Origin of the sequence: Streptomyces sp. MMBL 11-1, from assembly GCF_028622875.1 — a bacterium.
In the GTDB taxonomy this organism is placed as follows: Bacteria; Actinomycetota; Actinomycetes; order Streptomycetales; family Streptomycetaceae; genus Streptomyces.
In genome coordinates, this window is sequence record NZ_CP117709.1 from 5,305,904 (window position 1) to 5,328,340 (window position 22,437).

Annotated in this window: 11 protein-coding genes; 1 reads left to right on the forward strand and 10 read right to left on the reverse strand. The window is 74.6% G+C overall.

All coding sequences use genetic code 11. The features are described from left to right. Nucleotides 1-48 precede the first annotated feature (48 nt). The 3 genes from PSQ21_RS23840 to PSQ21_RS23850 all read right to left on the reverse strand — a co-directional run bounded on the left by PSQ21_RS23840 (nt 49) and on the right by PSQ21_RS23850 (nt 4,545). On the reverse strand, nt 49-1,956 hold the full coding sequence (locus tag PSQ21_RS23840) for a SpoIIE family protein phosphatase (protein ID WP_274032824.1): 1,908 nt from the start codon (nt 1,954-1,956) through the stop codon (nt 49-51). A 384-nt stretch (nt 1,957-2,340) separates the two neighbouring features. Next, nucleotides 2,341-3,027: a cytidylyl-2-hydroxypropylphosphonate hydrolase gene (gene fomD / locus PSQ21_RS23845; RefSeq protein WP_274032825.1), complete on the reverse strand. Its 687-nt coding sequence runs from the start codon at nt 3,025-3,027 to the stop codon at nt 2,341-2,343. 102 nt (nt 3,028-3,129) lie between these two features. Continuing rightward, on the reverse strand, nt 3,130-4,545 hold the full coding sequence (locus PSQ21_RS23850; RefSeq protein ID WP_274032827.1) for a class II fumarate hydratase: 1,416 nt from the start codon (nt 4,543-4,545) through the stop codon (nt 3,130-3,132). Nucleotides 4,546-4,650: 105 nt separating this feature from the next. Here PSQ21_RS23850 and PSQ21_RS23855 point away from each other — a divergent pair, with 105 nt between their 5' ends. Continuing rightward, the gene (locus tag PSQ21_RS23855; RefSeq protein WP_274032828.1) at nt 4,651-6,204 is read left to right on the forward strand and encodes a ricin-type beta-trefoil lectin domain protein; all 1,554 of its coding nucleotides are present in this window, start codon (nt 4,651-4,653) and stop codon (nt 6,202-6,204) included. A gap of 59 nt (nt 6,205-6,263) precedes the next feature. Here the strand turns inward: PSQ21_RS23855 and PSQ21_RS23860 are convergent, their stop codons facing one another. The 7 genes from PSQ21_RS23860 to PSQ21_RS23890 form a co-directional block, all read right to left on the reverse strand. Next, nucleotides 6,264-8,849 (reverse strand): amino acid adenylation domain-containing protein, encoded by a 2,586-nt coding sequence (locus PSQ21_RS23860; protein WP_274032829.1) that lies wholly within the window; start codon nt 8,847-8,849, stop codon nt 6,264-6,266. 37 nt (nt 8,850-8,886) lie between these two features. After that, on the reverse strand, nt 8,887-9,750 hold the full coding sequence (locus PSQ21_RS23865; RefSeq protein ID WP_274032830.1) for an SDR family oxidoreductase: 864 nt from the start codon (nt 9,748-9,750) through the stop codon (nt 8,887-8,889). Beyond that, the gene (locus PSQ21_RS23870) at nt 9,747-10,481 is read right to left on the reverse strand and encodes a thioesterase II family protein (RefSeq protein ID WP_274032831.1); all 735 of its coding nucleotides are present in this window, start codon (nt 10,479-10,481) and stop codon (nt 9,747-9,749) included. The genes PSQ21_RS23865 and PSQ21_RS23870 overlap by 4 nt, the downstream gene beginning before the upstream one ends. A 98-nt stretch (nt 10,482-10,579) precedes the next feature. Beyond that, the gene (locus PSQ21_RS23875; RefSeq protein ID WP_274032833.1) at nt 10,580-11,881 is read right to left on the reverse strand and encodes a M18 family aminopeptidase; all 1,302 of its coding nucleotides are present in this window, start codon (nt 11,879-11,881) and stop codon (nt 10,580-10,582) included. Further along, nucleotides 11,878-17,715 carry a MupA/Atu3671 family FMN-dependent luciferase-like monooxygenase gene (locus PSQ21_RS23880; protein ID WP_274032834.1) on the reverse strand — a complete coding sequence of 1,946 codons (5,838 nt, stop codon included), beginning with the start codon at nt 17,713-17,715 and terminating at the stop codon, nt 11,878-11,880. The genes PSQ21_RS23875 and PSQ21_RS23880 overlap by 4 nt, the downstream gene beginning before the upstream one ends. Then, the gene (locus PSQ21_RS23885) at nt 17,712-21,038 is read right to left on the reverse strand and encodes a type I polyketide synthase (RefSeq protein ID WP_274032835.1); all 3,327 of its coding nucleotides are present in this window, start codon (nt 21,036-21,038) and stop codon (nt 17,712-17,714) included. Before PSQ21_RS23885 ends, PSQ21_RS23880 begins: the two co-directional genes overlap by 4 nt. Next, nucleotides 20,983-22,353, reverse strand: a complete 1,371-nt coding sequence (locus tag PSQ21_RS23890) for an MFS transporter (RefSeq protein WP_397989837.1) — start codon at nt 22,351-22,353, stop codon at nt 20,983-20,985. Before PSQ21_RS23890 ends, PSQ21_RS23885 begins: the two co-directional genes overlap by 56 nt. Nucleotides 22,354-22,437 lie beyond the last annotated feature (84 nt).

A 22,437-nucleotide genomic window follows, 5' to 3' on the forward strand; every position in this document is an offset into this window, starting at 1 on the left:
GAGGCCCGCCCCACACGCATGACGTCGGCCGACGCGCGACGGACGCGGCTACTGCCCCCGGGCCGCCATCTCGAACCAGACGACCTTGCCCGTCGACAGACGCGTCGCCCCCCACCGCCGGGCCAGCCGGTTGACCAGGAACAGCCCGCGCCCGCCCTCGTCCGTCTCCCGCGCCCGGCGCTGCCGGGGCAGCTGCGGGGAGTCGTCGCCGACCTCGCAGCGCAGGATGTCGGTCCGCAGCAGCCGCAGCGTCACCGGCCGCTCCGCATAGCGCACGGCATTGGTGACGACCTCGCTGACCAGCAGCTCCACCTCGTCGGCCAGATCGTCCAGACCCCAGCGGCTCAGCGCCCGCCGGGCCAGCCGGCGGGCCCGGCCCGGAGCCGCGTCCTCCGGCTCCAGATACCAGTACGCCACATCGCTCGGCGCGATCCCGTCGAAGCGGGCGGCGAGCAGCGCGATGTCGTCGTCCCGGTCGCCCGGCCCGAGCATGTCCAGCACGTCGTCGCACAGGGCCTCCAGCGGCGGCGAGTGGTCCGGGCCGGTGAGCTGCGCGGTCGCCGCGAGGCGCTCCCGCAGCTGCTCGATGCCCGTCCACACGTCCCGCAGCCGTGACTCCACCAGACCGTCGGTGTAGAGGAGCAGCGTGGCGCCGGCCGGGGCGTCCAGCTCGACGGCCTCGAAGTCGACGCCGCCCACCCCGATCGGGGCGCCCGGCGGCACCACCAGCACCTCGGCCCGCCCGCCCAGATGGAGCAGCACGGGCGGCGGGTGTCCGGCGTTGGCGATGGTGATCCGGTGCGCGACCGGATCGTAGACCGCGTACAGGCAGGTCGCCATCCGGTCGCTGCCCAGGCGCTGCGCCTGCTCGTCCAGGTGGTGCAGGACCTCCTGCGGCGGCAGGTCGAGCTGTGCCAGGGTCTGCGCCGTCGTCCGGAGCTGACCCATGATCGCCGCCGACGTCATGGAGTGGCCCATCACATCGCCGACGACCAGCGCGACCCGGCTGCCGGGCAGCGGGATCGCGTCGTACCAGTCGCCGCCGACCCGGGCCGTCTCGGCCGCCGGGAGGTAGCGCGAGGCGAGCCGGACGCCGGTGGGCTGGGGGAGCGAGTCGGGCAGCATCGTGCGCTGCAGCTCGTCGGCGATGTAGGCCTCGCGCCCGTACAGCACGGCCTTGTCGATGCCGAGCGCGGTGTGGGTCGCCAGTTGCGCCGCGACCAGCAGGTCACTGGCCTCGAACGGGGTGCGTTCGGTGCCGCGCACGAACACCGCGGCGCCGATGACCCGGCGCCGGCCGCGCAGCGGGGCGAGGATCGCCCGGTGCCCGGTGGGGACGGACCGGCCGGGGCCGAGCAGCTCCGGCAGGGCGGCCCGCGCCGCCGCGGAGTCGCCGAAGACCGGCCGCACCCCGCGCAGCACCTCGGCCAGCGCCCCGCCCGCCGGCACCTCGCACAGCTCGGCGGCGGGCATCAGGTCGGCCTGCGGGTCGAGGATCAGCGGACGCAGCCGCTCGGTCTCGGAGCCGGACGCCTCGCCGCCCTCCTCGTCGCTGACGCGCAGCCGGTCGCTGCGGCGCAGCCGCAGGACGAACGGGCTGACCGGGCGCTCGTCGCCCACCGGCAGCGGGTCGCGGAGGTAGACCAGGATCGCGTCGGAGAACGTCGGCACGCTGGCCCGGCACAGTCCGAGGACGATCTCGTCCAGGTCTATGCCCCGGGCGATCCGCCGGGTCGCCGCGCCGACGAAGCGCAGCCGGTCGCCCTCGCGGCGGGTGGCCGCCTGTGCGTCGGAGACGGCGGCCGCTCCGGGGCCCGGGACCGGCGCCGCGGCCGGAGCCGGGACCCCGGCAGCGGCGGCCGCGGCCGCGGCGTCCTGCTGCCGGGGCCGGGTGCGCTCCTGCTGCCGGGCCGCCAGAGGCTGCCGGCCTTCGTGGGAGGTGGGATGCTCCGTCACGCGTGGGGTTCCGTCCGTCCGGGCCGGTTGTGTGAGGCAGTCACCTCGTGGGGCGCTACTGTGCCCCGGCAAGCGCGGGAAGAACAACGGCTGTCACCGGATGCCCCCGATGAAGGGGCCGAAACCGAACGCCGCGGAGATGGCCGACAGACGCCCCCTCCGGCGACGGACGCGGCGAGAGGGCAGCGGACAGCGTGCACGTCTCCACCCCCTCGTAGTGGCTCCCGCGACCGGGCGGAACGTCCGGGTCCGTGGCCCGTCCCTCCGCCCGACCGGTGTGGTGACTTGTGGTCAGTTCCGGTGTGGTGCCCGCTGGTTGCGGCGATCAGCCCTCCGTGCGCCCGGGCCTGCCGACCGGACCGCCCGAAGGGTCTCTCCAGGGTCTCACGACGGCATACGGGCAGGGGTACGGTCCCAGTCATCCGGCAACGGCGGCACCTGCCACCGCGGATCGGGCCGCCAGTGCTCCCAGCCGTCCCGGAACGGCGGCCCCCACCCGGTGATCACCTCGACCGCCGCGCGGCCCGCCTCACGGACCCGGGCCGCGGTCTCCCGGTCCATCAGACCGACCTGCTGCGCCTGGGCGAACTCGTCCTCGTCGAGCCATCTCCAGCTCCGGTCGGGGTTCACGGAGATGTCGAGAAAGTGATCCTCGGAATCCACCCCTCCGGACCACCGGGTCCGGGGCTCCTCCAGGTTCACGTACCAGTTGCGGAACATCCAGCCCCGGTCCCAGAACAGCCACACCGACCACGGGTCCCCGGGCCTGGCCAGCTTCAGCACCCCGGAGCCGAACCAGGTCGAGCGGGCCGTGGTGCGCGGCGCGGTGTAGCGGGTGGCCAGCGGCTCGGCGTGCACCTGGGTGCCGTCGGCCAGGACCGGCCGTACGCACTCGGTCCCGGGCGCCATCCAGACGGCGAGCAGTTCGTCGGTGTCCTGGACGACGGTCACCGGGCGGCAGATGTGCACGGGCGGGACGCCGGCCGTCCGATGGGCCCGGCCGTTGTCGCGGTAGCGCCAGAGGATCTGGTCCCCCGGCGCCCAGCGCGCGTGCTCTCCCGTACCTGTCATGGAGGGATCTTACGGAGCGCTCCCACCGGCCCGCTGCGACTCAGGTCACCCGGTCCCGGTCCACCGGACGCCGCCGGGCCTCACCGGGCGCCCCGCCCGCGCTCACGGACGCGTCATCCGCAGCACGTCCAGCGCCTCGTCGAGCTGCTCCACCGTCAGGTCGCCGCGCTCGACGTAGCCCGAGGCCAGGACCGTCTCGCGGATCGTCGTCCCCTCCTTCAGGGACTTCTTGGCGACCTTCGCCGCCTCCTCGTAGCCGATGTACTTGTTCAGCGGGGTCACCACGGACGGCGAGGACTCGGCGTAGGCGCGGGCCCGCTCCACGTCGGCGGTGATGCCGTCGACCGTACGGTCCGCGAGCAGCCGGGAGGCGTTGGCGAGCAGCCGTACGGACTCCAGGAGGTTCTTCGCGATGACCGGGAGCATCACGTTCAGCTCGAAGTTGCCCGCCGCGCCGGCCGTGGCGACTGTCGCGTCGTTGCCGGTGACCTGGGCGGCGACCATCAGGACCGCCTCGGGGACCACCGGGTTGACCTTGCCCGGCATGATGGAGGAGCCGGGCTGGAGGTCGGGCAGCGCGATCTCGGCGAGGCCGGTGCGCGGCCCCGACGCCATCCACCGCAGATCGTTGCAGATCTTCGTCAGGGAGACGGCGATGGTCCGCAGTTGCCCCGACGTCTCCACCAGGCCGTCCCGCGCGCCCTGTGCCTCGAAGTGGTCGCGGGCCTCGGTGAGCGGCAGCCCCGTGGCGTCGGCGACCTCCGCGATCACGGCCGCGGAGAAGCCGGGCGGGGTGTTGATCCCGGTGCCCACCGCCGTACCGCCCAGGGGCAGTTCGGCGAGCCGGGGGAGGGAGGAGCGCAGCCGCTCCACGCCGTAGCGGATCTGGGCCGCGTAACCGCCGAACTCCTGGCCCAGGGTGACCGGGGTGGCGTCCATCAGATGGGTGCGGCCGGATTTCACGACCTCCGCGAATTCGGCCGATTTCCGCCCCAGGGATTCCGCCAGGTGGTCCAGGGCGGGGATCAGGTCGGCGGTGACGGCGGCGGTGGCCGCGATGTGGATGGAGGACGGGAAGACGTCGTTGGACGACTGGGAGGCGTTCACGTGGTCGTTGGGGTGGACCTCCCGGCCGAGGCGCTCGCCGGCGAGGGTGGCGATCACCTCGTTGGTGTTCATGTTCGACGAGGTGCCCGAGCCCGTCTGGAACACGTCGACCGGGAAGTGGTCGTCCCAGCGGCCCGACGCGACCTCGGCGGCGGCCTCCTGGATCGCGGTGGCGATGTCCGGATCCAGTACCTTCAGCTCGGCGTTGACCTTGGCCGCCGCGCCCTTGATCCGGGCCAGCGCCTCGATGTGCGCCCTCTCCAGCCGCTGCCCGGAGAGGGGGAAGTTCTCCACCGCCCGCTGGGTCTGGGCCCGCCACTTGGCGGTCCCGGGGACCTTCACCTCGCCCATCGAGTCGTGCTCGATCCGGAACCCGTTGTCGCGGGGCGAGTCACCTGACGTGTCGACCATGGTGTTTAAACCTCCTGAAAAAGATGAGCACTTGTCTTGTTCCATGTATTCCCAAGTCGCCTACCGACCAGTAAATACCGGGGGTAACCACTACCGGGAGGCGCAATGAGGCGCACCAGCACCAGACTTCGAGGGCTCGGAAGCCTTCGCCTGCTCCGCTGTACGGTCGCGGCCACCGTCGCTCTCGCGGCCGCCGTCGGCGGTATGGCCGCCGCCGGACCCGCGGGCGCGACGGAGTCGGGTACCAGCTCTATCGCATCCACCCCTCTCCCGCCCGCACTGGAAGCCGTCCGGGCCGCCGAGGCCACCCAGCTGTACGGGAGCCCCGCCGAGCGGCCGATGGGCGACCGCAGGACCGGACTGATCTCGCTCGGCGACAGCGAGATCTCCGGCGAGGGCGTCGGCACCTACGACCCCGGCACCAACGGGCCGGACAACTGGTGCCACCGCTCACCGGACGCCGCCATCCACCGCACGGGCATCGCGGCGGACCTCACGTACAACGTCTCGTGTTCCGGCGCCCATACCGGAAACATCAGAATCGGCGGGAGCAAGCAGTACGCCGACGAGCTCGTGCAGAGCGACAGCCTCGCGATCAAGGCCCGCAACACCCGGATCAAGATGATCGTCCTGGTCGCCGGGGCCAACGACGACCTCCAGTTCGGCCCCGTCATGACCGACTGCGTGGTCCGCTACATCAGCCTCCAGGGCCCCTGCGAGCCGAAGTACGCGAGCGGCTGGCAGGCCCGCGTCGACGCGCTGGTCCCCAAGGTCGAGCGGACCGTCCGCGACCTGCGCACCGTCATGACGGACGCCGGATACGCGAACAGCGACTACAAGCTCGTCCTGATGGGCTACCCGAGCCCGATCGGCCCGGACTTCCGCGACAACCCGAAGTTCCCCGGCAAGCTCGTCTGCGGCGGACTCGGCTACGACTCCGACACCGTCTGGGGCCGCAACACGGCCGTGCCCGCCTTCCAGGCCGGGATGCGCGAGGCAGCCACCGCCACCGGCGCCACCTACCTCGACAACTCCCGGCTCTTCCACGGCCACGAGGTCTGCACCGAGAACGCCTGGGCGCGCGGGCTCTACATCGACCTGAGCAAGCCCGGCCTGCCCGACGAGAACTCCGTCCGGCAGTCCTTCCACCCCAACGCGGCCGGCCACCGGGCCTTCGCGTCCTGCCTCACCCAGCTGTACGACTCCGGGCTGCGCGAGGCGAGCTGCGCCGACCCGGCGAGCACCGGGGACCCGGTCCTGACGGGAGCGGCCTGGGACGACCTGTTCGCCCCGCTGAAGAACGAGGCGACCGGCACCTGTGTGGACGTGCCCGCCTCGGTCACCCGTAACGGCACGGAGATCGGCGGCTGGGACTGCCACGGCGGGCGCAACCAGAACTGGTGGTACGACGCGGGTACGCAGACGGCCCGCACCGCGCTCAGCCACGACCGCTGCCTGGACGTGCCGGGCGCGAAGTACGCCACCGGCGCCACGCTCGTCGTGTGGGACTGCTCGGGCGCGGCGAACCAGAAGTTCGTCCGGCAGGCGGGCACCCTCCGCCCGGCCGCCGCGACGAACCTGTGTCTGACGCTGGCGGGGGCCAAGGACCCGCTCAAGCTCCGGACGTGCGACGGCGGCGCGAACCAGCGCTTCGTGTAACCACCGCGTGCGAGGGGGCGGCCGCCGTGGTGCGGTCGCCCCCTCGTCCCGCCTTCGTCTCACGTCTGCCGGGCGAGTGCCTCGGACAGCGCCCCCAGCGTCGGCGTCAGATACAGCTGCCGCAGCGGTATGCCGGGCAGCCCGCGCTCCCGGGCGAGCGTGCCGATCCGGATCGCGTACAACGAATTGCCGCCCAGGTCCCAGAAGTCGTCGTCCGGGCCGACCGACGCGACGCCCAGGACCTCCTGCCAGATCGAGGCGAGGGCGGCGGCCGGGGCCTCGGGAGCTCCGGGTGCCGCAGGTGCGGGGGCCGGGGCCCGGCGCGCTCCGGGCGTGGGCAGGCGGGCCGCGTCCAGCTTGCCGTTCGCGGTGAGGGGGAGGGCCGACAGTACGGTCACCGTCGCGGGCACCATGTGCGGGGGAAGCAGCCGGGCGGCCCGCTCCCGTACGGGTCCGGACTCCTCGCCCGTCCCCGGGGCGGGGACCACGTACGCGTCGATCCGCACGGCCGCCGCGTCCCCGCCCTCACCGCCGGTCACGGTGACCGCCGCCGCCGACACCGCCGGGTCCTCCAGCAGCACGTGCCGGATCTCGCCCGGCTCGATCCGGAAGCCCCGCACCTTCACCTGGTCGTCGATCCGGCCCAGGTGCTCCAGCGTCCCGTCGGGCAGCAGCCGCCCCAGATCGCCGCTGCGGTAGAGCCGCCCGGCCGGGTCCAGGACGTCCGGGACGAAGCGTTCGGCGGTCAGGGCGGGCCGGTGCAGATAGCCGAGCGCCACGCCCGCCCCGCCCACATGGATCTCCCCGGGCGCACCCGGCGGCACCGGCCGCCCGTGCGGGTCCAGGACCCGGACCGACCAGCCCGGCAGGGGCCGGCCCACCGACCGGGACCCGGCGAGCGCCTCGCGGCGCGTCACCGTGGCCGCCGTGACATGCACCGTGGTCTCGGTGATCCCGTACATGTTGACCAGGCGGCAGCGGTCCTCCGGGTGCCGGTCGAACCAGCCCAGCAGCGGACGGGCGTCCAGCGGCTCGCCTCCCAGCACCACCAGCCGCAGGGCGGGCAGCGTGCCGCCCGTCCGGTCGGCCGCCACGAGCTGGGTGAACGCCGACGGGGTCTGGCTCAGCACGCTCACCCGCTCCCGTGCCAGCAGGGCGTGGAAGTCCTCCGGCGAGCGCGAGGTCCAGTGGTCCACGACGACCAGCCGCCCGCCCGTCAGCAGCGCGCCCCAGATCTCCCACACCGAGAAGTCGAACGCCGCCGAGTGGAAGCACGTCCAGGTGTCGTCGGGGGAGAGGCCGAAGTCGTCGTGGACGGAGCCGACCAGGGCCGTGACACCGGTGTGCGGGACGAGGACCCCCTTGGGGCGGCCGGTCGAACCCGAGGTGTGGATGACGTACGCGGGACCGGTGGCCGGGCCCCGGGGCGTGGCGGGGCGCGGCGGGTGGCCGGTGAGGACGGCCGGGTCCCGGACCGTCAGCCGGACCCCCGCGTCCCGCGCGGTGCGCTCCCGGCGGTCCGCCGGATGCTCCGGGTCCAGCGGTACGTAGACCGCGTCCGCCTTCAGCACGGCGAGCATCGCCGCCACCAGGTCGGCTCCGCGAGGCAGACAGAGGCCCACGAGATCCCCGGGGCGGACGCCGTGGGCGTACAGCCCGTCGGCCAACGCCTCGGCACGGTCGTCGAGTTCGGCGTACGAGAGGGTGGTGGACCCCACGGTGAGTGCGGGCGAGCGCGGGCGGGCGGCGGCCTGAGCGGCGAAGGCCTCGTCGACGCGGCGGAGGGGCCCGGGGCCCGGCGCCTTCTGTGGTGCTCCCAGGGCCAGTTGCCGCGCGCACTCGGCCTCGCTCAGCGGATTCAGTGCCGAGAGCGGTGTGTCGGGCGGGCATGCCGCCAACGCCGCGTGTACCCGCTCCACATGACCGCGCGGCACGGGGAGACCGTCGGGGCCGGCCGGCAGCGTGGCCGGCCCGCCCTCCTCGTCCGCCACCAGGCCGAGGACGGGCGGATCGTCGCCCTCCGCCGGGACGACCGGCCCGGTGGCGAGCAGGTCCGCGACCGTACGGCCGGGCGACAGGTCCGCCGTGAACACCGCGTACCCGTCGAGCGCCCCCAGCGCGTACGGCGGCCGGCCCCGGGCCGGCGCGGGGACGGCTACGCGCACCGAGGCCGCACCCTCGTACCGCCCGACGGTGACCGCGAGCGCCGAGGCGAGCCGTCGGGTCTCCCCGGCCACGCTCAGGTCCAGGGGGAGCGACTCGTGGAGCGGCGTCACGGCGTCCGGGGCCAGGCCGCCCCGCAGCACCCGGGCGACGAGCCGCAACGAGCGGGCGTCCAGCGCGGACCCGTCGGCGGTCAGCACGAGATCCGGGCCGGGGCCGGGGTCCGCTCCCGCCCCGTCCGCGTACCGCAGCAGCACCGCCCGCAGCCGGTGGCCGGACGCGACCGGGCGGCGGGCCTCGGCCGCGCGCCGCCGGGCGGCGGCGCCGGACCCGGCCGGAGCGGGCACGGTCTCCGTCCACAGCCGGAGACGGCGGCCCCCGGGCCACCACAGCTCCGCCGCCGCCGTGAGGGCGGCGGCGAGCGCGGTGTCGGCGGTGTCCGGCGGCAGGCGGACCGTCAGGGTGTGATGGGCGGGCGGCACGTACGCGACTCCTTGTCCACGGAAGGGGAAACGGCGGTCAGCGGGCGGAGAACCCGCCGTCCACGGTGACCACGCTGCCGGTCACCTGCCGGGACTCCTCCGAGGCCAGCCAGAGCACCGCGTTCGCCACATCGTCCGGCTCCACCAGAGCGTTCATCGGCTGATCCCGGACGAACGCGGCCTCGTGCTCCGCGACCGGCACCTCCAGCGAGCGGGCGATCTCCGCCAGCATCCGGCCCTCCATCGCCTCGTCGTCCCGCACCGAGCCCGGACACACCGCGTTGACCCGAACCTTGCGGGGCGCGTAGTCCAGGGCCACCGCTCTCGTCAGGCCGACCAGCCCGTGCTTGGCCGCGACGTACCCCGCGAAGTGCCGGTAGCCCACCAGGCCCGCCGTCGAGGCGATGTTGACGATCGAACCGGACCCCTGAGCGGCCATCCGGCCGCCGACCGCGCGGATCGCCCGCCACGCACCGCCCAGATCCACATCGATCATCAGCTGCCACTCCGCCTCGGTGATCTCGTGCGCCGGGCGGCCCGAAGGGGCGGCGATGCCCGCGTTGTTGACCAGGACGTCGATCCGCCCGAAGCGCTCCTCGGCCGCCTCCGCCGCCGACTCCAGCGCCGCCAGGTCCCGGACGTCGGCCTGCCGGGTCAGCACGGCGGACCCCGCCTCGCGGCAGAGCCGCCCGGTGTGCGCGAGCTGCGAGGCCGAACCGAGCGGATACGGCACCCCGGGCAGCTCGCCCGCCACGTCCAGCAGGACCAGGTCCGCGCCCTCGCGGGCGAAGGCCAGCGCACAGGCCCGGCCGAGACCGCGCGCCGCTCCCGTGATCAGCGCCGTCCGCCCGGCGAGCCGAGCTCCGCCGCCCGCGGCCCCCGGGCCGCCGTCGCCCGTCACCGGCCCCGCTCCGCGCGCACCTCGGCGGCCACCAGCTCCAGCAGCTCGCCCGGCCGCTCGGTGAGATACATGTGCCCGCCGGCCGGCTCGGCCACCGTCAGCTTCCCCGACGTCGCCCGGCCCCACTCGGCCGCCTCCGCCGCTGTGACCAGCGTGTCCTCCCGCCCCCGGACGGAGATCACCGGCACACCCAACGGCCGGTCCGTGGACGGGACATACGTCTCGTGGAGCCGGACGTCCGCCCGGAGCGTCGGCAGCAGCAGCTCCCGCATCTCCGGGTGGGCCAGCGCCGGGTGGTCGTACCCGGCGAACGCCCGGACCCGGGCGGCGAACTCCTCGTCCGGCAGTCCGTCCGCCCGGTCCGTGCGCGGCGTCCAGGGGCCGGGGGCGCCGCTGACGACGAGCGCCGCCAGGCGGCCCGGCCCGTCCGACCGCTCGATCCGGTGCGCCAGTTCGTACGCGAGGACCGCGCCCATGCTGTGCCCGAACAGCACGACCGGGCCGCCGTCCCCGTCCCCGCCCCCCAGGGCCGCCGTCACCTGCGCGTACGCGTCGTCGACGGCCGGGGCCGCCGAGGTGTGGGCGGGCTCGGGGAACCGCTTCTCGCGGCCCGGCAGCGACACCGGGAGGATCCGCAGACCCTCCGGGGCGAGTCCCTGCCACGGCGTGAAGAAGGAGGGGCCCGCCCCGGCGAAGGGCAGGCAGATGAGGACGGTCTCTACGTCGGCCACGGTCGGTCCTGTTCTCTTCTGTTCCGTACTTCTCTGTTCCGTAACTTCTCTGTCCGTACTTCCGGGAGCCGCGCCCGTCGGTGAGGGCGTGCGGTCCGTCAGTCCCCGACCATGATCGTGGTGAGGATCGCGGCGAGATAGCCCGGGTCGCGCACCCCGCACAGCTCGCGCGCCGAGTGCATCGACAGGCCGGGCACCCCGACGTCCACCGTGGTGACGCCGAGCCGCGCCGCCGTGAGCGGGCCGATCGACGTACCGCAGGGCATCGCGTTGTTGGAGACGAACGGCTGCCAGGGCGCCCCGGACCGCTCGGCCGCCGCGGTGAGCACCGCGATGCCGGTGGAGTCGGTGGCGTACCGCTGGTTGACGTTCACCTTGACCGTCGGGCCGCCGTTGGGGAGCGGGCAATGGTCGGGGTCGTGCCGTTCCGCGTAGTTGGGGTGCACCGCGTGCGCCATGTCGGCGGAGACGCAGAACGCGCCCGCGAGCGCCCGCGCCCAGTCCTCGTCGCTGCCGCCGCGCGCCGACACGGACCGCGACAGGATCCGCTCCAGCAGTGGGCTCTGCGCACCCGTCTCGGAACCGCTGCCGACCTCCTCGTGGTCGAAAGCGGCCAGCACCGGTACGAAGGAGGGCTGCGTGGCCCCCGTCGCCGCGTCCACCAGCGCGGTCACCCCGGCGTGCACCGACACCTGGTTGTCCAGCCGGGGCGCCACCACGAACTCCCGGTCCACACCCAGATATCCGGGCGGCTGGACGTCGTGCAGCATCAGGTCCCAGCCCAGCACGTCCGCCGGGTCCTCCCCGGCGTCCGACGCGACCCGGCGCAGCAGCTCACCCTCCCGCGGGTCGCCCAGCGCCCAGATCGGCGCGATGTGCCGCTGCCGGTCCAGGACCACGCCCTCGTTCACCGTACGGTCCAGGTGAATGGCCAACTGCGGGACCCGGAGCAGGGGTTCGTCGATCTGCACGAGCCGGCTGCGCGGGGTGCCGTCGGGGCCGCGCAGAGCGAGGCGGCCGGAGATGCCCAGATCCCGGTCGAGCCAGGTGTTCAGCGGGACTCCGCCGTAGATCTCCACCCCGATCTGCCGCCACCCCGAAGTGCCGGTGTCCGGCGCGGGTTTGATCCGCAGGTTCGGCGAGTCGGTGTGGGTGCCGACGATCCGGAACGGGGTGTGGGCGGGCGCGCCCTCGGGCACGTACCAGGCGATCAGCGCACCGGCACGGCTGACGAAGCAGCCGCCGGTCGCCCCCGTCCAGTCGTCCGTGCCGCGCAGTTCGCGGAACCCGGCCTTCTCCAGACGCTGGGCCGCGCTGGCCACCACGTGGTAGGGGGAAGGGCTGGCGGCGATGAAGGAGAGCAGGTCGTCGGTGTGGCTGCGGTGGGGGGCCGGAGTCATACGGCGTCCGCCTTTCCGGTGTTCGGCAGTGACTGGGAGGGTGACGGTCCGCCGGGCTGGTCGGGCCCGGCGCTGGCGTCCCCGGCGGAGCCCCCGGAGCCTCGGCCCGAGGGCCCCGGCGAGGGGCGCTCCCCGAGGAGTTCCCGCACCGGCCGGTCGGGCCGGGCGCTGAACTCCGCGAGCAGGTCGGTGTACGACGAGAGAAGGTCGTGGGCGGTCGTGTGGTCCCACAGGTCGGTGGAGAATTCCAGGAACGTTCCATAACCCTTGGCGGGGTCCCGGCGCGGCGCAAGCCCGAAGCACAGTTCGCTGCGGGAAAGCGGCGGTGCCAGATCGGTCACCTCGACCCGGAGCCCGGGGATCTCGATGTCCGTGTCGACGGAGTTCTGGAACGCCAGGACGTGCGGCACCCGGTCGGGGACGCTGTCGGCGCCCGCGTCCCGCATCGCCTGCATGATGCGCGCGGTGGGCAGGACATGCGCCATGGCCCCGAGCGCGCCGGTGCCCGTACGGACGGCCAGCTCCGCGCAGGTCTCGTCGAGATTGGCTGGATCCAGTCGTACGCGGACCATCACCGCGGTGGACGTCATCGCCACGAGCGACTCCGAGGCGGTGCCCTCGCGGTGGGCGTACGGGACGCTCAGCAAGGTGTCCTCCTCCCCCGACAGCCGGGTCAGGAACACCCCGAGCGCCGCCGCAGCGACCGCGAACGGGGTGGTGCGCCGCTCGGCCGCCAGCTTCTCCACCGCCGCCCGCACGGCACCCGTCGCGACCCCGCGCACCGTGTCCCCGCGCCCGCTCAGCTTCCGCGGACGCGGCCGGTCCGTCGGTACGGGGACGGCGGACGGCACCCCGTCCAGGTAGCGGGCGCAGAACGCGGCCCGTTCCGCCTCCGCGCCGGGATCGTGCTGCTCCCGCTGCCACCGGGCGTACCCGGGCGCCTGCATCGCCGGTTCGGGCAGGCCGTGCGGGACGCCCGCGGCCGCCGCCGTGTACAGCGCGGCGAGCTCCGCGAGCAGCACGGACAGCGACCAGCCGTCGGCGCAGATGTGGTGCAGGACGAACATCAGCTCCCAGCGGTCCTCCTCGACCCGCAGCAGCCGCGTCCGGGGCAGCAGGGGCCGCCCCAGGCCGAAGGGGGCCGCCGCGTCCGCCCGGCACAGGGCGTCCGCCCGGGGCCGACGCTCGCCGGCGGGCAGCCCGGTCAGATCCTCCACCGGCAGTGCCACCGGCTCCGCCGCCAGCACCTCCTGCCACCACGGCCCGTCCGGCGCCCCCTCCGGCGTGAACCTGGTCCGCAGCCCGTCGTGCCGGGCGACCAGCTCGGAGACGGCGGACCGCAGGGCCGCCGGGTCCAGCGCCCCGGTGAACGTGATGCGCGTCGGCACGTTCCACACCGCGGGGTCGGGCATGGCGTGGTGCCCGGCGATCATCCGGGCCTGCTGGTCGCTGACGGGGGCGCGGTCGACGACCGCCGCGACGTCCGGCTCCGGACCGCCGGCCAGCTGCCCGGTCATGGCCCGCAGCGTGGAATCGGCGAAGAAGTCCGCCAGCGGGTAGTCGACGCCGAGCGTGTCCCGGACCCGGTTCACGAGGCGGATCGCGGCGATGGAATTGCCGCCCAGGTCGAAGAAGTTGGCGTCGGCGGGGAATCCGCGCCGGCCGAGGACGGACTCCCAGACCTCGCGCAGGAGCGCGGCGGTGTCGGAGGCCGTGCGGGCGTCCGGCTCCGTCGTGTCCGGTCCGGGGGCGCCTGCCGGGTCCGACCCGGCGGCGCCCGCCGTGTACGGTCCCGCCGTCGCGCTCGCTGCGTCCGCTGTGTCCGCCGCGTCTGCTCCGGCCGCCGTGCCCGCTTCCGCCGTGCGCTCCTCGGCCGGGCTCGACATCGCCTCCGGTATCGCCTCCGACATCGCCTCCAACCGCGCGTCCAGCTCCGCGAGATACCCCTCCGCCGTCGCCGCGTCGAACAGGTCCGCGTCGTAGCGCAGCCGCAGCCGCAGGCTCCCGTCCCCGACCTGGGTGGCCATCAGCGCGAACTCCAGCGGCGACGACTCCGTCCCGGCCGCCACGCCCTCCGCCCGCAGGCCGGGCAGGTCGATTCCGGCCAGCGCCGCCCGGTCCAGATCGACCGAAACGGTCACCAGCGGGCGCGGATTCCCCGGGTCCGGATGGACGGCCGCCATGAGCGCGTCCAGGTCCACCCCGCTGTGCTCGTCCGCCGCGAACAGCGCCCGGCCGGTGGCCCGTACGGCCTCCGGCGAGGAGGTCGCGTCGGTGGCGGACAGCGGCAGCGGCAGCAGTGCCACATGGAAGCCGACCGTGTCCGCCGTCGAGGGCGGCCGCCGCCCGAACGTCGTGCCCAGCAGGAACGCGTCCTGCCCCGACCGCCGCCGCAGCACCAGCTGCCAGGCCGTGCACAGCGTGGCGAACAGGGTCACGCCCTGCTGCCCGCTCCACTCCCGCAGCCGGCCGGCCCGCTCCCGGCCCACGGTCCGGGCCACCGCCCCGCCGCGCCCCGCCACCCGGCGGCCGCGCGGCCGGTCCGTCGGCAGGGCCAGTACCGGCGGCCGGTCGCCCAGCAACGCGCGCCACCAGGCCAGGTCGGCCGCGTCGCCCGCGGGTTCGGGGGCCCCGACGGTCGTCCCGGCGGGCCGCTCGAAGGCCGGCGGGCGTCCGGCGCGGGCCGCCGTGTACAGCTCCCGGAGGTCCCCGGCGATCAGCGCCGCCGAGTGCGCGTCCGTGATGATGTGGTGCGTCCCGAGGACCAGGACGTGGTCGTCCTCCGCCAGCCGCAGCAGCCGGGGAGTGAACAGCGGCCCCGCGGCCAGGTCGTAGGCCCGGCCGCTCTCCTCGGCGAGCAGCGCCCCGATCGCCCGCTCGGCGTCCTGGCCCTGGGCGTCCGTCACCGTCAGGGGAATACGGAGCCCGTTCCGCACGACCTGGACGACGCCCGCCTCCCCATCGGCCCGGAACACCGTCCGCAGCCCCGCGTGCCGCTCGACCAGGCCGTCCACCGCCGTCCGCAGCGCCGCCACGTCCAGCGGACCGCGCAGCCGTACGGCCCCCGTCTCGTTGTACGCCGCCGGGTTCTCCATCAACCGCGCGGCCAGCCACAGCCGCCGCTGCGCCGAGGTGGCGGGCGCGACGGTGTCCTGAGCCGGGGCGCCCCGCTCCCGCGTCCGGCGGCGCAGCACGTCCAGGCGCTCCAGCCCCGACCGCAGCCGCTCCCGGTCCATCCCGAAGTCGACCAGGGCGGCGATCTCGTCCACCCCGGCCCCGTGCAGCGCGTCGACGAACGGGGCGACGCTCGTGGGCGTGCCGATCAGGGCCCGCTGGTCGCAGTAGCGGTCGTACGCCCGGCGGAACAGATAGTCCAGGTCCTCCTCGCTCGCCGCCGCCACGTCCTCGCGCCGGGACCCGGTGGCGGTGGCCGCCGAGCGCATCAGCAGCGAGGCCCGCAGATACCGCACCATCGGCTCCAGCGCCTCGGCCCGGGCGGTGGCGTGGTCGTCGCCGAGGTACGTGTGCACCAGCACCGTCACCCGCCCGGCCGCCGGGTCGAGCCCGCACGCCGCACGCGTACGCCGGTAGTGCGCGATGTTCGCGGCCAGCTCGTCCACGGTCTGGCTCATCAGGTTGGTGACGACCCCGAGGCCGCGCCGGGCCGCCTCCTCGTACGACGCCCGCTGCCCGGAGGTGGCCAGGAAGAACGGCGGCTCCTCCTGTACCGGACGCGGCCGGATCCGGATCTCCGCCTCCGCGCCCTCGCCCGTGCGCCGCCGCACCGCGTCCCCGCGCCACAGCCGGCGCACCTCGTCGAGGTGGTCGAAGGCGATCCGCCGCCGGTCCGTGAACCGGTCGGGATGCAGGGCGAAGTCCCGGGCGTGCCAGCCGGTGGCGCAGCCGATGCCGACGCGACCGCCGGAGAGGTTGTCCACCACCGACCACTCCTCGGCGACCCGCACCGGATCGTGCAGCGGCAGCACCACCGAGCCCGCGTTGATCCGGACGTTCCCGGTCTCCCGGGCCACGGCGGCGGCGAGCACGGCGGGGTTCGGGAAGATCCCGCCGAAGGAGTCGAAGTGCCGCTCGGGCAGCCAGACGGAGGAGAAGCCGTGCTCGTCGGCGAAGCGCGCGGTCTCCAGGACGGTGTCGTACGCCTGCGGGGTGCCGCTGCCGTTGTTGCTGCTGCTGCCGCCGCTGCCGTCGGCCTCGCCGGTCTCCGGATAGTCGCCGAAGAAGTAGACGCCGAAGTCGGGCGCGGGCCGCCGTGTTCCGGCCCGCCGCACGGCGGCCGGGCGGACGGCGCGGGGGAAGAACCCGCCGTCGCGCAGCTCCCGCAGTGAGCCCTCCACCGCCTCCGCGACGCGGTTCACGTCCTCCTCCGTGTGGGCGGTGGACAGGTAGAAGCTGCGCCACTCCCATACGTACACACCGCGCAGTTGGAGGTGGTGGTAGAGCAACTCCAGGTCCGCGCGGTGCTTGAAGCGGAACATCGACCCGAAGTGGGCCAGCTCCAGCGGGAACTCCTCGTCGTGGAAGAAGCGGTTGAGCCGGTCCGCGAGCGCCTGGGTGCGGGCGTTCAGCCCGCTCTGGAGTCCGGGCCCCCGCTCGGTGAGGTGGGTGAGCACCGCGCGGGCCGCCGCCATCGACAGCGGGTGCTGCATGTAGGTGCCGCCGATGAACGTGGTCTCGCGCGAGGGCCCGCCGGGCTCCCCGTACCGCCAGAACCCGCCGTCCACCCCGTCGAGCAGGTCCGCCCGCCCCGCCACCGCGCCGATCGGGAAGCCGGCCCCGAGCGCCTTGCCGTACGTGGCGAGGTCCGGCACCACCCCGAAGTGCTCCTGGGCGCCGCGCGGGTGGGGGCGGAGCCCCGTCAGCATCTCGTCGAAGAGCAGCACGATGCCCCGGCGGGCGGTGAGTTCGCGCAGCGACCGGACGAACTCCACCGGCCGCAGGCCCGGGTTGCGGCACTGCACGGGCTCGACGAGCACGGCGGCGATCGTGTCCCCGAGGGCGTCGATCGTCTCCAGGGACTCCGGGGCCCCGTACTCCAGCACGATCAGCTCCGCCACCGCGCTGGCCGGGATGCCCCGGGAGACGGGCACGGCGTGCTGCCCGGGCCCGCCGGGCCGGCCGAGGACGGAGTCGATGTGCCCGTGGTACGAGCCCCGGAACATGACGACCTTGTCGCGCCCGGTCGCGGCCCGGGCCAGCCGGATCGCCGCCGAGTTCGCCTCCGTACCGGACGAGGCGAAGGCGACCCGCTCCAGGCCGGTCAGCGAGGCGAGCAGGGCCGCGGCCTCCCCGGTGTCGGGGGACCGGGGGCCGAAGCGCAGCCCGTCGGAGAGATGGCGGCGCACGGCGTCGGTGACGGGCTCCGCCTCGTGGCCGAGGAGCAGCGCGCCGAACCCCATGGTGATGTCGGTGTAGGTGTTGCCGTCCACGTCGGTGAGCCGGGAGCCGTGCGCCGAGCGGGCCGCGATCGGGTAGAGCATCTCCTTGGTGGCGTTGCGGAACCCCACGACGGCGCGACTGTCGGCGAGTACCGAACGGTGCCGCTGGGCCAGCTCCTTGGAGGTGCGGGTGCGCTCGGTGAACCGCTGGATCAGGGAGGCGGTGTGGGCCCGTTGGGCCTCGTCGGCCCCCGCCCCCGCCATCCCGCCCGCCGCGTCCACGACGAGACGGGGGCCGTGCGCCCTCTCCCCGGCGGCGGGCTCCGCGTCCTTCGCCGGGATCCGGCCCCGGGCCGCCGCGAGCTGGTCGGTGAGCCTGCGGGACAGTTCCGCCGCCCTGGCGACGGCGTCGGCGGACGCACGCGTTGTCGCGCTCATCGCGGCCCCGCCCCGGTGCGGTCGGTCAGCAGCGCGACGGCCTCGGAGAGCTGGTTGAGCATCGCGGCCTGCGTCTCGGCCAGTTGACGTATCTGCTCCGCGAGAGCGGCGACCTCGGCCCGGGTGGCGTGGACGGGCTCGTCGGTGACCGACGTGGGTGTGGGCGTGACCGGCGTGGGCGCGTGGGTGACCGGCGGGGGCGTGGGGGCAGGCGCCGGCTCCACGGACACGGATGATGCGGACGACACGGACGACACGGACGACACGGATGACGCGGATGACGCGGATGACGCGGATATCGCCGGAGTTCTCCGTCCGGCTATCAGCGCGGCAGTCAGCCGGGGTGTGCCCGCCTCCTCCAGGATCTCCCGCATGCTGATCTCCGTGCCGAACTCGGCCTCCAACTGCCTCACCATCCCGATCAGCTGGAGCGAGTCCGCACCGAGGCCGACGAAGGTGCGGTCGGCGGCCACCTCGTCGGGCCGGTGCCCGAGATGGCGCGCGGTCAGCTCCAGCACCCTGTCCAGTACGGCCTGTTCGGTCATGCGGTCCTCCGTGGAACGTGGGAGCGGGGTGAGGGGCGTGAGCGGGGTGAGGGGGGTGAGCGGGGGCGGGTACGGGGCCGGGCCCCTCCAGTGCGAGCGGCGCTGGAAGGGGTACGCGGGCAGCCGGACGCGCCGGCCGCCGCAGCCGTCGAGCAGCGCGGCCCAGTCCACCCCGGCCCCCGCGCAGTGCAGCGCGGCCACCGCCCGCTCCCACCGCCGCGTCGGTACGCAGACCGCGTCCGGCAGCGCCCGGCGGACCATCCCCGTCAGCACGGCGGACGGGCCCAGCTCCAGCAGCAGCGGGGTCCCGGGCCGCGGCGCACCCTCCTCGGGCGCCCCGGCCAGCCGGTCCAGAACGGCGGCGAAGTCGGCCGTGCGGCGGGCCTGCGCGACCAGGTGGGCGGCGTCCGGCCGCCACCCGGCGGGGCGGACCGTGCCGTCCATGCCGTCGACGAACTCCGTGTGCAAGGGGTGGAGTTTGACCTTGTCGGCCAGCACCTGGAAGTCCTCCAGCGCCGGATCGAGCAGCGCCGTGTGGAACGCCCGGTCCACCGCCAGCACCTCGTACGGCTCACCTCGCGCCGCCAGCAGCGCCCGTGCCGCGTCCACCGCCCCCGGCGGGCCGCCCAGCACGTGGTGGGCGGTGCCGTTGACCACGGCGAGCTCCAGCCCGGGGACGGCGGCGAGCAGCTCCCGCACCCGGTCCCGGGGGACGAACGCGGAGACCATCGCGCCCGGGGCCGCCCGCTCCAGCATCAGACGCCCGCGCCCGCACACCAGCCGCATCGCGTCCTCGGTCTCCAGGGCCCCGGCCACGCACAGCGCCGCGTACGCGCCGACGCTGTGCCCGGCGACCCGGGCCGGGGTGACCCCGAGCCGTTCCCACAGCCGGGCCTGGGCGATCTGGAGGGCGAACAGGGCGGGCTGCGCGAAGGCGGTGTCCCACCGCTCGGGGCCCTGCCCGCCGACGATCCGGTCCAGGAAGTCGTCCCGCCCGGTCTCCTCCGCGTACACCCGGGCGCAGGCGTCGAGCGTCTCGGCCACCACCGGGAAGCGCGCGGCGAGTTCCGCGCCCATGCCCGGGTGCCCGCCGCCCTGGCCGCTGAAGAGGAACACCGGCCGCCTCTCCCGTACGCCGTCGGCCACTCCGGTCGTGTATGCCTCGCCCTCCGGGGTCCCGGAGAGAAACGCGTCGAGACCGGCCACCGGGTCCGCGGCGGTGACGACCAGCCGGTGCGGCAGGAGCCGCCGACCGAGCGCTGTGGTGGTCAGCAGATCGGCGGGGGAGTGGGGCGGCCCCTCCGCCAGGTGGTCCCGCAGGGCGGCGGCGTACGCACGCAGCGCGTCCCCGTCCGCGGCCGAGAGCGGCAGCAGGGCGGGCACGAGGGCGCCGTCGTGCGCCGGCGCCGCGTGCGCGGCCTCCGGCGCCTGTTCCAGGATCACATGAGCGTTCGTACCGCCCATGCCGATGGAGTGCACACCGGCTCGCCGCACCCCCGCCAGCGGCCAGGCGCTCTCCCGTACCGGCAGCAGGAACGGGCTCTCGTCCACCGCCAGCGCCGGGTTGGGCCGGGAGAAGTTCACCAGCGGCGGGACCACCCCGTGCCGCAGCACCTCGACGGCCTTGATCAGTCCCGCGAGCCCCGAGGCGCTGTCCAGGTGGCCGATGGCCGGTTTCGTCGAGCCGAGCGCGCAGAAGCCGGTCCGGTCGGTATGCGCGCGGAACGCCTCGGTGAGGGCGGCGAACTCGATCGGGTCGCCCTTCAGCGTGCCCGTGCCGTGCGCCTCCACGTACCCGATCGACGCCGCGTCCACGTCCGCCGCGCGCAGCGCCCCGAGCACCGCGTCCCGCTGACCGGCGACCCCGGGGGCGGCGAACCCGCCTCTGCCCATGCCGTCGCCGGTCCCTTTGTCCGAGCCGTCGTTGGTGACCGCCGAGCCCAGGATCACCGCGTGCACGGTGTCGCCGTCGGCCAGCGCCCGCGCCAGCGGTTTGAGGAGGACGGCGGCGGCCCCGTTCCCGCCGACCGTGCCGTCCGCGTCCGCGTCGAAGGCCCGGACCGTGCCGGTGGGGGAGAGGGTGGAGCCCTTGACCGGGACCTGGCCGGTGACACCGGGCAGATGCAGGGCGGCGGAGCCCACCAGCATCAGGTCCGCGTCCCCGGCGCGCAGCGCCTGGCAGGCCAGATGGACCGAGACGAGAGCGCTGGAACAGGCCGTCGACACGGTCAGCGCGGGCCCGGTCAGACCGAGCCGGAAGGCGGCCCGGGCCGCGATGAAGTCGGGGTAGTTGCCGACCTGGACCTGCTTGGCGGTCATCCAGTCGCCCGAGCCGGCCTCCGCCGCCAGGTTCTCCGCCAGATAGCTGTGCAGCGAGTACAGGCGGTATCCGGAGCTCCCGTACACCCCGATCCGTACCGAGTCGCCGTCGCCGCCCGCGTAACGCTCCTCGCCGCCCGCGTAGCCCCCGTCCTCCAGGGCGTGGAAGCAGCACTCCAGGAACAGCCGCTGCTGCGGATCGGTCAGCTCCGCCTCCCGCCCGCTCATCCCGAAGAACCCGGCGTCGAAGCCGTCCACGCCCGTCAGGAGCGCGCTCGCCCCGCCGAACCCCGGCCGCTCGTACTCCGCCGCGGGGACGCCCGCCGCGGCGAACTCGGCCCGGGTGAAGCGGCGTACGTGGCCGGTCCCCGCCCGGATGTCGCGCCAGTAGGCCGTGGGGGTGTCAGCCCCCGGAAACCTCAGCGCCGTTCCGATCACCGCGATCCGGTCGTCCCTCAACGGCTTCTTCCTTTCGCTGCCCCGTACGCCCCGTACGCCCCGCCCGGCGCACTCCCGCCACCCTCAGCAGGAACACCACGGCGACGACGATGGCGGCGCCGTGGGACCAGCCCACCACGGCCAGCGGGGAGAATTGGTCGAGAGCCGCCGCCACAAGGATCATGCCGACGCCGAAGCCGAGGTTCTCGAAAGTGGCCGAAAGACCGAAGGCATGGCCACGCAAGGTGGCCGGAAGTGTCTGGAGGTGCGAGGTGTACGCGACCTCGGTGAGGCCGTCCGCGGCCCCCGCGATCAGCGCGATCACCGCCGTCACGACCAGCGGGAACCCGGCGAACGCGGCGATGAACGCGGCCGACATCACCACCGTGCCATAGCCGAATCCGAGCGCCCCCACGGAGCGTCCGGTGCGCTGCGCGTACCGCTGGATCACCTGCTGGGCCCCGATGTTGCCGAGCGCCCACACGCACCAGAACGCGCTGACGAACACCGCGGGATTCGACGCGTCGAGCGAGGTGGAATAGATCGGCAGCGCCGCGTTGTGGGACGAGGAACCGAACGCGTCGACCCCGCGCAGGGCCACCATCAGACCCATCCCGGGGGCGGCGGCGAGCGCGAGGAAGGCCACGGGCCGCCAGCGCCTGCCGCCCTTCGCGGCCGAGGCGCCCTTCCCGGCCGAGGCGTCCTTCCCGGCCCGGGAGCCCCCGGAGCCCTGGGACTCCCCGGAGCCTTCGCGGCCCCCGGAGCCCTGGGAGCCTTCGGGGGCCGATCCGTCGGCTTCCTCGCCGGCGGCACCCCTGGCTCCCGCTTCCTTGGCTCCCGCTCCCTTGCCGCCGGCGATCGGCAGCAGGGCCACCGTCACCGCGCAGGCGATGAACGTCGCCATGTCGACAAGGAAGGCCGCGGTGTACCCGACGAGGGAGACGACCACGCCCGCCGAGGCGAACCCCGCCACCATGGCCAGCGAACGGCCGGTGATCGAGAGGGAGTTCGCCCACGCCCTGCGGTCCTCCCCGACCATCTCCGGGATCGAACTGCGCAACGCCACCATGAACAGGGTCCCGCACGCCCCGATCACCACCGAGACGGCCATCAGCGCCCCGGTCAGCAGACCGTCCGGCGCCAGGACGAGCACCAGCATCACGCCGCCCTGCCCGACATTCGCCCACAGCATGATGCTCTTCGCGCTGAAACGGGCGAGCAGACCGCCCACGACGAGACCGGCGACGAATCCGGAGGCGAGCCGCACCGCCATGAACAGGCCCATGGCCAGCGCCCGTCCCGTCGTCTCGTAGACGAAGAGATTGAGCGCCACCATATTCAGGAATGTGCCGTAGGAAGACACCGCGTATCCGGCGACGAGGAATCGAAAACGGCGCTCGGAGACCGCGGTGTCCCGGCC